13 protein-coding genes and 1 riboswitch are annotated in these 12,032 nt (G+C 58.8%); of the genes, 7 read left to right on the forward strand and 6 right to left on the reverse strand.

Annotated features, from left to right (window positions below):
* The first annotated feature begins 54 nt into the window (after positions 1-54).
* Genes DTA24_RS19850 through DTA24_RS19860 form a run of 3 tightly spaced genes read left to right on the forward strand, consistent with a single transcriptional unit; the run spans position 55 to position 3,019 of the window.
* Positions 55-816: an endonuclease/exonuclease/phosphatase family protein gene (locus DTA24_RS19850; RefSeq protein WP_008805754.1), complete on the forward strand. Its 762-nt coding sequence runs from the start codon at positions 55-57 to the stop codon at positions 814-816.
* Complete coding sequence (clsB, locus tag DTA24_RS19855) at positions 813-2,057, forward strand: cardiolipin synthase ClsB (protein ID WP_008805753.1); 1,245 nt, start codon at positions 813-815, stop codon at positions 2,055-2,057. The genes DTA24_RS19850 and clsB overlap by 4 nt, the downstream gene beginning before the upstream one ends.
* Positions 2,054-3,019 (forward strand): lysylphosphatidylglycerol synthase transmembrane domain-containing protein, encoded by a 966-nt coding sequence (locus DTA24_RS19860; protein ID WP_032735006.1) that lies wholly within the window; start codon positions 2,054-2,056, stop codon positions 3,017-3,019. The genes clsB and DTA24_RS19860 overlap by 4 nt, the downstream gene beginning before the upstream one ends.
* Positions 3,020-3,697: 678 nt before the next feature.
* Here the strand turns inward: DTA24_RS19860 and DTA24_RS19870 are convergent.
* The 6 genes from DTA24_RS19870 to moaA form a co-directional block, all read right to left on the reverse strand.
* Positions 3,698-4,402, reverse strand: a complete 705-nt coding sequence (locus DTA24_RS19870) for a Bax inhibitor-1 family protein (RefSeq protein WP_004142079.1) — start codon at positions 4,400-4,402, stop codon at positions 3,698-3,700.
* 45 nt (positions 4,403-4,447) lie between these two features.
* Positions 4,448-4,900 carry a molybdopterin synthase catalytic subunit MoaE gene (gene moaE, locus DTA24_RS19875; protein WP_023322253.1) on the reverse strand — a complete coding sequence of 151 codons (453 nt, stop codon included), beginning with the start codon at positions 4,898-4,900 and terminating at the stop codon, positions 4,448-4,450.
* A 1-nt stretch (position 4,901) separates the two neighbouring features.
* Positions 4,902-5,150 carry a molybdopterin synthase sulfur carrier subunit gene (gene moaD, locus DTA24_RS19880; RefSeq protein ID WP_008805749.1) on the reverse strand — a complete coding sequence of 83 codons (249 nt, stop codon included), beginning with the start codon at positions 5,148-5,150 and terminating at the stop codon, positions 4,902-4,904.
* Positions 5,143-5,631, reverse strand: a complete 489-nt coding sequence (gene moaC / locus DTA24_RS19885) for a cyclic pyranopterin monophosphate synthase MoaC (protein ID WP_012968666.1) — start codon at positions 5,629-5,631, stop codon at positions 5,143-5,145. The genes moaD and moaC overlap by 8 nt, the downstream gene beginning before the upstream one ends.
* A 3-nt stretch (positions 5,632-5,634) precedes the next feature.
* A complete protein-coding gene (moaB, locus tag DTA24_RS19890) occupies positions 5,635-6,147 on the reverse strand; it encodes a molybdenum cofactor biosynthesis protein B (RefSeq protein WP_008805747.1) in 513 nt (170 codons plus the stop codon).
* A gap of 23 nt (positions 6,148-6,170) precedes the next feature.
* Positions 6,171-7,160 (reverse strand): GTP 3',8-cyclase MoaA, encoded by a 990-nt coding sequence (gene moaA / locus DTA24_RS19895; RefSeq protein ID WP_012968667.1) that lies wholly within the window; start codon positions 7,158-7,160, stop codon positions 6,171-6,173.
* A riboswitch (molybdenum cofactor riboswitch) is annotated at positions 7,148-7,286 on the reverse strand. It overlaps the preceding gene by 13 nt.
* Positions 7,287-7,494: 208 nt before the next feature.
* On the opposite strand from moaA, the gene yvcK reads away from it, so the two are divergent.
* The 4 genes from yvcK to pmrB all read left to right on the forward strand — a co-directional run bounded on the left by yvcK (position 7,495) and on the right by pmrB (position 11,916).
* A complete protein-coding gene (yvcK, locus tag DTA24_RS19905) occupies positions 7,495-8,400 on the forward strand; it encodes a uridine diphosphate-N-acetylglucosamine-binding protein YvcK (protein WP_008805745.1) in 906 nt (301 codons plus the stop codon).
* Positions 8,401-8,503: 103 nt separating this feature from the next.
* A complete protein-coding gene (gene eptA / locus DTA24_RS19910; RefSeq protein WP_123837039.1) occupies positions 8,504-10,144 on the forward strand; it encodes a phosphoethanolamine transferase EptA in 1,641 nt (546 codons plus the stop codon).
* A complete protein-coding gene (gene pmrA, locus DTA24_RS19915; RefSeq protein ID WP_008805743.1) occupies positions 10,144-10,815 on the forward strand; it encodes a two-component system response regulator PmrA in 672 nt (223 codons plus the stop codon). The genes eptA and pmrA overlap by 1 nt, the downstream gene beginning before the upstream one ends.
* A 3-nt stretch (positions 10,816-10,818) precedes the next feature.
* Positions 10,819-11,916 carry a two-component system sensor histidine kinase PmrB gene (pmrB, locus tag DTA24_RS19920; RefSeq protein ID WP_023297249.1) on the forward strand — a complete coding sequence of 366 codons (1,098 nt, stop codon included), beginning with the start codon at positions 10,819-10,821 and terminating at the stop codon, positions 11,914-11,916.
* Positions 11,917-12,032: the final 116 nt, after the last annotated feature.

Consider the following 12,032-nt stretch of genomic DNA (forward strand, 5'->3'; position numbering starts at 1 on the left):
TTGTGACGTCTACTACACTATTTTATTCAGGAAAGTGACATTTACTGGAGAATTATGGCTGAGCCAACGTCGGGATTTTCGTTGAACGTGCTGACAATTAACACCCATAAAGGCTTTACGGCGTTTAATCGGCGTTTTATTTTGCCCGAGTTGCGCGACGCCGTGCGCAGCGTCAGCGCGGATATTGTTTGCCTGCAGGAAGTGATGGGCGCTCACGAGGTTCACCCGCTGCACATCGAGAACTGGCCAGATACCACCCATTATGAATTTCTCGCCGACACCATGTGGAGCGATTACGCCTACGGGCGCAACGCAGTCTATCCGGAAGGCCACCACGGCAATGCCGTACTGTCGCGCTTTCCCATTGAATACTATGAAAATCGGGATATTTCAGTCGGCAACGGCGAGAAACGCGGTCTGCTTTACTGCCGCATCGTGCCGCCAGAGAGCGGCGTGACGATCCATGTGATCTGCGTTCACCTGGGTTTACGCGCCGACCAACGGCAGGCGCAGTTGACCATGCTGGCAGAATGGGTCAATACCCTCCCCGCCGGTGAGCCGGTGGTGGTGGCCGGGGATTTTAACGACTGGCGTCAGCAGGCGAATCAGCCGTTAAAAGCGCAAGCCGGGCTGGAAGAGATCTTTACCCGCGCCCGCGGACGGCCGGCGCGTACGTTTCCGGTCAGTTTTCCGCTGCTGCGCCTCGATCGTATTTATGTCAAAAACGCCCACGCCAGCCACCCGAAGGCGCTGGCCCTCAAACAATGGCGGCATCTGTCCGATCATGCGCCCCTTAGCGTGGAGATACACTTGTGAAATGTCGTTGGCAGGAAGGCAACCGCATTACGCTACTGGAGAACGGCGACCAGTACTATCCGGCGCTGTTTGCGGCTATTGGTCGCGCCAGCCGGCGGGTGATCCTCGAATCCTTTATCTGGTTTGAAGATGAGGTGGGCTGGCGGCTGCACGCGGTGCTGCTGAAAGCCGCCCGCCGCGGTATTCAGGTGGAGGTGCTGCTTGACGGCTACGGCTCGCCGGATCTCAGCGATGAGTTTGTCGGCGAACTGACCGCCGCCGGGGTGATTTTTCGCTACTACGATCCGCGCCCTAAGCTGATGGGGATGCGCACCAACCTGTTCCGTCGGATGCACCGTAAAATCGTGGTGATTGACGACACCACCGCCTTTGTCGGCGGCATCAACTACTCCGCCGAGCATATGAGCGACTACGGCCCGGAGGCGAAACAGGATTATGCGGTGCAGGTCGAGGGGCCGGTGGTGCTTGATATTCTCCAGTTCGAGCTGGAGAACCTGCCCAACAGCGAAACCGCCCGCCGCTGGTGGCGCCGCCGTCGCCACCAGCCAGAGATCAACCAGACTCCCGGCGAGGCGCAGGCGCTGTTCATCTGGCGCGACAACCAGGATCACCGCGACGATATCGAACGCCACTACCTGAAGATGCTCACCAGCGCCCGCCGGGAGGTGATCATTGCCAACGCCTATTTCTTTCCCGGCTACCGCCTGCTGCATGCGATGCGCAACGCTGCGCGACGCGGCGTGCGGGTCAAGCTGATCGTCCAGGGCGAGCCGGATATTCCGATTGTGAAGTTTGGCGCCCACCTGCTCTATCACTATCTCGTTAAGGGCGGGGTGCAGATCTACGAATATCGCCGCCGTCCGCTGCATGGCAAGGTCGCCCTGGCGGATGACCACTGGGCCACCGTCGGGTCGAGCAACCTGGATCCATTGAGCCTGTCGCTGAATCTGGAAGCCAATCTGATTATCCACGACCGGGTGTTTAACCAGACGCTGCGCGATAACCTTAACGGGCTTATCGCCAGGGATTGCCAGCGGATCGATAAAACGATGCTGCCGAAACGCAACTGGTGGCGGCTGGGCGTCAGCGTGATGGCCTTCCACTTTCTGCGCCACTTCCCGGCATGGGTCGGCTGGCTACCAGCCCATACGCCGCGGCTGGCCAGGGTCAGCCCGCCGGTGCAGCCGGAGATTGAAACCCAGGATCGTGTCGACTCACAAACCAGGGATAATCCGCTATGAGCAAATCGCATCCCCGCTGGCGGATGGCGAAAAGAGTACTTACCGTGCTCTTTTTTATCGCGGTGATCGTCCTGCTGGTGATTTACGCGCAAAAAGTCGACTGGCAGGACGTGTGGAAGGTGATCCGCGGCTACGATCGGCTGGCCTTGTTTAGCGCTATTGCGCTGGTCATCGTCAGCTATCTGATCTACGGCTGCTACGATCTGCTTGGCCGGGCCTATTGTGGGCATAAGCTGGCGAAACGCCAGGTGATGCTGGTGTCGTTTATCTGCTATGCCTTTAACCTGACGCTCAGCACCTGGGTCGGCGGGATCGGCATGCGCTACCGGCTGTACTCGCGGCTGGGGCTCAACGGCGGCACCATCACCCGTATTTTTTCCTTAAGCATCACCACCAACTGGCTGGGCTATATCCTGCTCGGTGGGGTAATATTTACGGCGGATCTGGTGAAGCTGCCGCCGCACTGGTACATCAGCCAAACCACTCTGCGGATTATCGGCGGGGTGATGCTGCTCCTTACGCTTTGCTATCTGTTCGGCTGCGCGTTCGCCAAACGCCGTCACCTGACGATTAAAGGCCAGCGGCTGGTGCTGCCCTCCTGGCGCTTCGCGCTGCTGCAGATGGGGATCTCGGCGGCGAACTGGATGGCGATGGGGGCGATAATCTGGCTGCTGTTGGGCAGCGAAATTAACTATTTCCTGGTATTAGGGGTGCTGCTGGTGAGCAGTATCGCCGGGGTGATCGTTCATATTCCCGCCGGTATCGGCGTGCTGGAGGCGGTGTTTATCGCCATGCTCTCCGGAGAGGAGATTTCGAAGGGCGCGATTATCGCCGCCCTGCTCGCCTGGCGCGCGCTCTATTATTTCCTGCCATTGCTGCTGGCGACGGTGGCCTATCTGCTGCTGGAGAGTCGGGCGAAAAAGCTGCGGCAAAAGAACCAGCGCAAGCTGGCCCGCGAATGACACGGCCAGGTCGCGCTGCGCTTGCCAGGCCTGCGGGGTGTGAGCCTGTGAGAGGATCCTGTAGTCCGGGTAAGGCGCCAGCCGCCACCCGGCAACATCACGGGTACCGTGCCTGATATCTTGCCCGGCGGCGCTGCGCTTGGCAGGTCTAAACGCCAGCCGGACGGTTCCCTCTCCCTCCGGGAGAGGGACAGGGTGAGGGGAAGCACTGCGGTGTGGTTGTTTATATTATCTGTGGCTTCAGCGTAGTTTGCGCTCCCGGTTAGTCTTCTGCGTTATGTCTCTTATGGCGCAGGGAGCGCACAGGGGGCAGCCAGTCGCCGCCGCCCCCTGTACCCCCGGGCTCCGGCCAGCAAAATCGCCACTGCGTGGTGCCTTCGACTTATCCCTGCAGGCTTCGGGTCGGGCCGAGGCAGCGTCCCTGCAAAACACGGCCCTCAGCCCGCATCCATGCGGGCTGCCCCGGCCTTCCGGGAACGTCTCAGCGATTTTGAGGCCGTCAGCACCGGCAGTTTCAGCAAGAAAGGTGAATAAATTAACGACAGGTCGCACGCACCGTAGGCCGGATAAGGCGCCAGCCGCCACCCGGCAGCACCACGGGTACCGTGCCTGATGCCATCGCCCGGCGGCGCTGCGCTTGCCGGGCGTTAGGAGATGCAACCCTCTGATATTAAGAGGTTAGCGGCGGTTGCCCATAATACGCAGCAGCATCAGGAACAGGTTGATAAAGTCCAGGTACAGCGTTAAGGCCCCAAGGATCGAGTATTTACGCAGCGTGGCGCTGTCGCGGGTGTCAATCTGCTCGCCGATGTTTTTCAGCTTCTGGGTGTCATACGCCGTCAGGCCGACAAACAGCACCACCCCAATGTAGGTCACCGCCCACATCAGCGCCTCGCTCTTCAGCCACAGGTTGACCAGCGATGCCAGCACGATGCCAATCAGCCCCATAAACAGCATGCTGCCGAAGCCGCTCAGATCGCGCTTCGTGGTGTAACCATACAAGCTCATCGCCCCGAACATCCCGCCGGTGACCACAAAGGTGCTGGCAATCGATGAGTAGGTATAGGCGATAAAAATGCTCGACAGCGTCAGCCCGGTCAGCGCCGAGTAGAGCATAAACAGCGTGGTGGCCATCCCGGCGCTCAGTCGCTGCACCATTCCCGACAGCACAAACACCAGCGCCAGCTGGGCAATAATCAGCCCGAAGAAAGTGATTTTGCTCGAAAAGACGAACATCATCACCGCCGGGGTATTCGCCGCAAACCACGCGATAAACGCCGTCAGCAGCAGGCCAACCGTCATCCAGCCGTATACCTGCGCCATGTAAGTCTGCAGGCCGGTACGGCCCTGCACGATTGAATCGGAACGCGGATATCTGTCCATGACTCTCTCCTGATTAACAAAGTTTCACCCTGTAAGCGTATCACACTACCAGCGCTCTGCCGCCTGACGATCGCTGTCGCGGGCGTCGACCCAGCGTTCGCCTTCCGGCGTCGCCTCACGCTTCCAGAACGGCGCGCGGGTTTTCAGGTAGTCCATAATAAACTCGCCCGCGGCGAAGGCGCTGCCGCGGTGGGCGCTGGTGACGCCGACAAACACAATCTCTTCCCCCGGCCACATTTCGCCGATGCGGTGGATAACCGTCACCCGGCCCAGCGGCCAGCGCTCGCGCGCCAGGTCGACGATCTCCGCCAGCGATTTTTCAGTCATTCCAGGATAGTGCTCCAGCGTTAACGCTTTCACGCTGTCGCCAAGGTTGTGATTGCGCACTTTACCGGTGAAGGTAACCACCGCACCGTCTTCATCGCGCTCGGCCAGCCACGGATACTCATCGCCGACGCTAAAGCGTGCCGGGCTAACCACGATACGAGTTTGCGTCATCTTAGCCTCCGGTCACCGGCGGGAAGAACGCCACTTCGTCGCCGCTGGCGACCGGATGGTCAAACGCGGTCAGCGTCTGGTTGACTGCCGCCAGCAGCTTGCCCTCTTCCAGGGCCAGCGCCCAGCGGTCGCCGCGCGCGGCAAGCTGTTGGCGCACGGCCTCGACGGTTGCCAGGTCGCTGGCGTCGAGGGTCAGAGCATCGGTGCCGACCAGTTCGCGCACCTGGGCGAAAAATAGAACCTTAATCATGGCGTTCGTCCACCTTAAAATCGCCGGACTTGCCGCCGCTTTTCGCCAGCAGGCGCACCGGGCCAATGACCATATCTTTTTGCACCGCCTTGCACATGTCGTAGATGGTCAGCGCGGCAACGGAGGCGGCGGTCAATGCTTCCATCTCAACGCCGGTTTTACCGGTCAGACGGCAAAGTGACTCAATGCGCACCCGGTTATGCTCCGGCTGCGCCTGCAGATTGACTTCCACTTTGCTCAGCATCAGCGGATGACACAGCGGGATCAGCTCCCAGGTACGTTTTGCCGCCTGGATCCCGGCGATACGCGCGGTGGCGAACACATCGCCTTTGTGGTGGCTGCCGTCGATAATCATCGCCAGCGTCGCCGCCTGCATTTCGACGTAAGCCTCGGCGCGCGCTTCGCGCACCGTTTCCGCTTTGCCGGAGACATCCACCATATGGGCTTCGCCCGCGGCGTTAATATGGGTCAGTTGTGACATAGATTATTTCTTCAGGTGAGGAATGAAGTTACACGGACGGGTGCGAGCATCCAGCTGCGGGGCAATGATGTTGTCCCACGCCGTGCGGCAGGCTTTGGTCGAGCCCGGCATGGCAAAAATCAGCGTGCGGTTGGCAACGCCGGCCACGGCCCGGGACTGCAGCGTCGAGGTGCCGATCTCTTCGAACGACAGCATGCGGAACACTTCGCCAAAGCCTTCGACCTCACGGTCAAACAGCGGCAGCAGCGCTTCCGGCGCCTGGTCACCCTCGGTGAACCCGGTCCCGCCGGTGATCAGCACCACCTGCACGTCATCGCTGGCGATCCACGCCGACACCTGGGCGCGGATGGCGTAGCGGTTTTCTTTCACAATCGCCTTATCGACGACATGGTGTCCCGCCTCCTGCGCCGCCTCGCGCAGCCAGTGGCCGGAGGTATCATCCTCTTCGCCACGGCGGCTGGAAACAGTAAGAATAGCAATACGGGTCGGAATAAACTCAGCGCTAGCCTGGCTCATCTGAATGCTCCTTTCGAAAACGATTAACCGCCAATATAGGACAGGTTCTGCGTAATACCGGTGTTGCCCTGATGCAGGAAATGGGTCTGCTTTTTATGGGTCAAGGCTTCGGCTATCCGCGCTTCCAGCTCGGCCTGTTGCTCGTCCTCAGCCATCAGGTCGCGCAGGTCGACGCCGCCTTCGCCAAACAGACACAGGTGCAGTTTGCCAACGGATGAGACGCGCAGACGGTTGCAGGTGGCGCAGAAGTCTTTTTCATACGGCATGATGAGGCCGATTTCACCGGCGTAATCCGGGTGACAAAAGACCTGCGCCGGGCCATCGCTGCGCTGGCGGATCTGGTGGATCCAGCCGCGGCGCAGCAGCTCGTCGCGCAGCACCATGCCGGAGAGATGGTGACGGCGGAACAGATCGCTGCCCTCTCCAGTTTCCATCAGCTCAATAAAACGCAGCTGAATACGACGGGGTTGGATCCACGCGAGAAAGGTATCGAGCTGGTGATGATTAACATCACGCATCAGCACGGTATTGACCTTCACCTTGTCAAAGCCCGCGGCGAAAGCAGCATCAATGCCGTCCATCACCTGGTGGAACTTGTCCTGGCCGGTGATGGCCTGAAATTGACGGGCGTCGAGGCTATCAACGCTGACGTTAATCGCCGTCAGCCCGGCATCGCGCCAGCGTTCGACATCGCGCGCCAGGCGGTAACCGTTGGTGGTAACCGCAATCTGACGGATCGCCGGGTTTTCACGCACCGCGGCAATGATTTCGGTGAAGTCGCGACGCAGAGAGGGTTCCCCACCGGTGAGGCGAACTTTTTCGGTGCCCAGCGCGGAGAAAGCGCGCGTGACGCGGCGCACTTCGTCTACGCTGAGAAAGCCGTTGTTATTGACGGCGCCGGGTTTGTAGCCGTCCGGCAGGCAGTAGGTGCAACGGAAGTTGCACACATCGGTAATCGACAGACGCAGGTAAAAAAACTTACGCGCGAATGCATCGGTAAGCTGTGAGGCCATATACACCTTTCCAAATACGGGAGGCGCGGTCATTTCTTCCCACGCCCTGGCGACACCCGGAGGGGTCGCGGCCAAACCGCCATATCTTTTGACACAGGCGAAGAGGCTAGAGTGTTAACAGGTTATGCCGATAGTAGCGCGTTACGGACGGTTTCGCCATTTGCGATTTCGTTATATAACATTGTATATATCGCTACCTTCGTGCATTTTCGCTACAGAATAGCCATAAATCATTTTTTTGCCTTGATGTCGGTCAGTTTGTCGGGCTCCTCCCATCGTCTTTTAGGGGTAGATCGGGTAGTGTGTGGCCGTTTATGTGAAATAAGGAATTTCTATGCGCAATCGTACATTCGCTGACCTCGATCGGGTGGTCGCGCTCGGCGGCGGGCATGGTCTGGGCCGGGTGATGTCCTCCCTCTCCTCGCTCGGCTCGCGGCTGACCGGCATTGTCACCACCACCGACAACGGGGGCTCCACCGGGCGGATCCGCCGCTCGGAAGGCGGCATTGCCTGGGGCGATATGCGCAACTGCATCAATCAGTTAATTGCCGAGCCCAGCGTGGCGTCGGCGATGTTCGAGTATCGTTTTAGCGGTAATGGCGAACTTTCCGGGCATAACCTCGGAAATCTGATGTTAAAGGCGCTGGACCACCTGAGCGTGCGGCCTTTAGAAGCTATCAATTTAATCAGAAACCTGCTCAAAGTAGACGCGTTTCTTATCCCGATGTCGGAACAACCGGTGGATTTGATGGCGCTCGATCATGAAGGCCATGAAGTTTACGGCGAAGTGAATATCGATCAGCTCGACAACCTACCGCAGGAGCTGATGCTTACCCCACCGGTACCCGCCACTCGCGAGGCGGTGGAAGCGATCGCCGAAGCCGATCTGATCCTCATCGGCCCGGGCAGCTTTTACACCAGCCTGCTGCCGATCCTGCTGCTCGACGAGATGGCCCAGGCGCTGCGCCGCACCCCGGCGCCGATGGTGTTTATCGATAATCTGGGTAAAGAGCACAGCCCGGCGGCGAGGCTGTCGCTGGCGGAGCGCATTGCGATTATGGAGCGCTATGTGGGTAAGCGGGTGGTGGATGCGGTGATCGCCGGGCCAAAAGCCGATATCCGCGGCATCAACGACCGGCTGGTGATCCAGACGCCGCTGGAGGCCAGTGACGTGCCCTATCGCCATGATCGGGCGCTGCTTCGCGGCGCGCTGGAAAAGGCAATTCAGCTTCCTGGCTGACGCTGCGCGCCGGAGGGCCAACCTTCGGTGCACCTTAAAATCTTAAGGTTGTCTTAAAATAGGGCTGGCACTATACGCTTATCTCTTTCTGTGGGTAGGTATTATGTCGTTATTGCCTCTGCGTCGGCCGCTCTTCAGCCGCACGACTTATTTGATTCTCTTTGCTTGCTATATCGGTATCTTTCTCAACCTGGCTTTTTATCGCCAGGTTTTCCCGTTACTGCCGGTAAACAGCCTGCATAACTGGCTGGTATTCCTCAGTATGCCGATCGTGGCCATTAGCGTGATGAATATCATCACCACCCTCGCCTCGTTCCTGAAGCTCGATCGGGTGGTCATCAGCCTGTTTATTCTGCTCAGCGCGTCGGCGCAGTACTTTATCTGGAACTTCGGGGTAGTGATCGACCGCAGCATGATCACCAATATCCTCGACACCACTCCGGCGGAGAGCTTTGCTCTGCTCTCCGGCCAAATGATCGCCGTCCTCGGCCTCTCGGGGGTTTTAGCGGTATTCGTCGCCTGGTGGGTGAAAATCCGTAAGCCCGCCACACGGTGGCGCGGCGCGGCGATGCGCCTGCTCAATATCGCCGTTTCGGCGCTGCTGATTATTCTGGTGGCCGCGCTGTTCTACAAAGATTACGCCTCGGTGTTCCGTAACAACAAAGAGCTGGTGAAATCCCTGAGTCCCTCCAACAGCATTGTGGCGCTGAACTCGTGGTATGCGCACAACCGCATGGACAATCTGCCGCTGGTGAAGATTGGCGAAGATGCCAGGCAGAAACCGGTGATGCATAGCGGCCCCCGCAAAAACCTGACGATTGTGGTGCTGGGCGAAACCTCGCGCGCCGGGAACTTTTCGCTGGGCGGCTACGATCGGGAGACTAACCCACGCCTGCAACAGGACGACGTGGTGTACTTCCCGAAAACCACCTCCTGCGGCACGGCAACTGCGGTTTCCGTCCCCTGTATGTTCTCCAATATGCCGCGCGCGCATTACGATGAAGAACTGGCGCACCATCAGGAAGGCGTCCTGGATATTCTGCAGCGCGCCGGTGTTCAGGTGCTGTGGAACGACAATGACGGTGGCTGTAAGGGCGCCTGTGACCGTGTACCGCACCAGAACGTCACCGATCTGCACCTCAGCGGTCAGTGCATCGACGGCGAGTGCTACGATGAGGTCCTGTTCCATAATCTGGACAGTTACATCGACAACCTGAAACAGGATGGCATTATCGTACTGCATACTATCGGCAGCCACGGCCCGACCTATTACAACCGCTATCCGGCTGAATTCAAAAAATTCACCCCGACCTGCGATACCAATGAAATCCAAAGTTGTACGCAACAACAGTTGACCAATACCTACGACAACACCATTCTGTATGTCGACTATGTTGTTGATAAGGCGATAAAATTACTGCTATCCAAACAGGATAAATTTACCACTAGCCTGGTTTATTTGTCCGATCACGGCGAATCGCTGGGTGAAGATGGCGTCTATTTGCATGGTCTGCCGTACTCAATTGCGCCGGATACGCAAAAACACGTCCCCATGCTGCTGTGGCTGTCGCCGGATTACCAGCAACGTTACGGTGTCTCCAGCCAGTGTTTGCAACAACAGGCCAAGACGAAGGATTATTCACAAGATAATCTGTTCTCCACCCTGCTCGGCCTGCTCGGCGTCAGCACCCACGAGTACCAGGCAGCAGATGATATTTTAACGCCATGTAGAGAGGCTGGTTGATGAAAATCTTAGTCATTGAAGACGATGCGCTGCTGTTGCAGGGGTTGATTCTGGCGATGCAAAGTGAAGGATACGTATGCGACGGCGTCTCCACAGCGCACGAAGCGGCGCTATCGTTGGCCAGCAATCACTACAGCCTGATCGTCCTCGACCTCGGCCTGCCGGATGAAGACGGTCTGCATTTTCTCACCCGTATGCGGCGGGAGAAGATGACCCAGCCGGTGCTGATCCTCACCGCCCGCGATACGCTTGAGGATCGCATTAGCGGTCTCGATACCGGCGCGGATGACTATCTGGTGAAACCCTTTGCCCTGGAAGAGCTGAATGCGCGCATTCGCGCCCTGCTCCGCCGGCATAATAACCAGGGCGATAACGAAATCAGCGTCGGCGATCTGCGCCTCAACGTCACCCGCCGCCTGGTATGGCTGGGTGAGACGGCGCTGGAATTGACGCCAAAAGAGTATGCCCTGCTGTCGCGGCTGATGATGAAAGCCGGTAGCCCGGTGCATCGTGAAATCCTCTACAACGACATCTACAGCTGGGACAACGAGCCGGCGACCAATACGCTTGAGGTGCATATTCATAACCTACGCGAAAAGATTGGCAAATCGCGGATCCGCACCGTCAGGGGTTTTGGCTATATGCTGGCTAACCACATCGACACGGAATAGACCATGGCTCTGTTTGCAACCGAAACCTGGACCATGCGCAACCGGCTGCTGCTGACCATTGGCGCCATCCTGGTGGTCTGCCAGCTGATCAGCGTCTTCTGGCTATGGCATGAGAGCAAAGAGCAGATCCAGCTGCTGGTGGCCAGCGCCATCGAAGGCCACAATAACCAGAAACATGTGGAGCATGAGGTACGGGAAGCGGTCGCCAGCCTGCTGGTGCCGAGCCTGTTGATCGTTGGCCTGGCGCTGTATATCAGCATGCTGGCGGTGCGCAAGATCACCCGCCCGCTCTCCCGACTGCAAAGCGAGCTGGAGAGCCGCACGCCGGATAACCTCACCCCCATCGTGCTCAGCGAATCGGTGCCCGAAGTCACGGCGGTGACCACCGCCCTGAATCAGCTGGTTTCCCGCCTCAATCTGACCCTCGACCGTGAGCGGCTGTTTACCGCTGATGTGGCGCATGAGCTACGTACCCCGCTGGCCGGCCTGCGGTTGCACCTCGAACTACTGGCGAAAGTGCACGGCGTGGGCGTCGACCCGCTGATCCAGCGCCTCGACCAGATGACCACCAGCATTTCGCAGCTGCTGCAGCTGGCGCGCGTCGGACAGTCTTTTTCCGCCGGCAGCTATCAGCAGGTGCTGCTGCTGGATGACGTGGTCAAACCGCTGCAGGATGAGCTGGAGACCATGCTGGCGCAGCGTCAGCAGCGGCTGCTGCTGACGGATGTCGAAAGCGAGGCCATCGTCTCTGGCGACGCGACGTTAATCCGTGTGATCCTGCGTAATCTGGTGGAGAATGCTCACCGCTACAGCCCGGAAGGGTCAACTATCCGCGTGTCGGTGAAAGCGGGCCTGATGCCGGTGATGGCGGTGGAAGATGAAGGCCCAGGGATTGATGAGGCGAAAAGCGGCGAACTCAGTAAAGCGTTTGTGCGCATGGACAGTCGCTACGGCGGCATAGGCCTCGGACTGAGCATCGTCACGCGCATTGCTCAGCTGCATGACGCCCAGTTCTTCCTGCACAACCGCCAGCCGGGGCCCGGCGTCCGCGCGTGGGTGTTATTCCCGCGGCGCGCGGGTCAGAACGTCAGTACCCACTGATGGAAAAAGGCAACAATAATAACCAGGGCGGTGGCGACCGCCAGATATTCACGGAAGTTGATTTTTTGCATGGGCGCTATCCTCATCATGGGGAGGTTAGTGTCGCCTGGCGAGAT

This window comes from Klebsiella sp. P1CD1 (genome assembly GCF_003790505.1).
GTDB classification, from domain to species: Bacteria; Pseudomonadota; Gammaproteobacteria; order Enterobacterales; family Enterobacteriaceae; genus Klebsiella; species Klebsiella variicola.

Bases quoted from the DNA above. Each gene is read 5' to 3' on its own strand.
- DTA24_RS19850 (WP_008805754.1), top strand. From the start codon at position 55: ATGGCTGAGCCAACGTCGGGATTTTCGTTGAACGTGCTGACAATTAAC.
- DTA24_RS19860 (WP_032735006.1), top strand. From the start codon at position 2,054: ATGAGCAAATCGCATCCCCGCTGGCGGATGGCGAAAAGAGTACTTACC.
- DTA24_RS19870 (WP_004142079.1), bottom strand. From the start codon at position 4,402: ATGGACAGATATCCGCGTTCCGATTCAATCGTGCAGGGCCGTACCGGC.
- moaE (WP_023322253.1), bottom strand. From the start codon at position 4,900: ATGACGCAAACTCGTATCGTGGTTAGCCCGGCACGCTTTAGCGTCGGC.
- moaD (WP_008805749.1), bottom strand. From the start codon at position 5,150: ATGATTAAGGTTCTATTTTTCGCCCAGGTGCGCGAACTGGTCGGCACC.
- moaC (WP_012968666.1), bottom strand. From the start codon at position 5,631: ATGTCACAACTGACCCATATTAACGCCGCGGGCGAAGCCCATATGGTG.
- moaB (WP_008805747.1), bottom strand. From the start codon at position 6,147: ATGAGCCAGGCTAGCGCTGAGTTTATTCCGACCCGTATTGCTATTCTT.
- moaA (WP_012968667.1), bottom strand. From the start codon at position 7,160: ATGGCCTCACAGCTTACCGATGCATTCGCGCGTAAGTTTTTTTACCTG.
- yvcK (WP_008805745.1), top strand. From the start codon at position 7,495: ATGCGCAATCGTACATTCGCTGACCTCGATCGGGTGGTCGCGCTCGGC.
- eptA (WP_123837039.1), top strand. From the start codon at position 8,504: ATGTCGTTATTGCCTCTGCGTCGGCCGCTCTTCAGCCGCACGACTTAT.
- pmrA (WP_008805743.1), top strand. From the start codon at position 10,144: ATGAAAATCTTAGTCATTGAAGACGATGCGCTGCTGTTGCAGGGGTTG.
- pmrB (WP_023297249.1), top strand. From the start codon at position 10,819: ATGGCTCTGTTTGCAACCGAAACCTGGACCATGCGCAACCGGCTGCTG.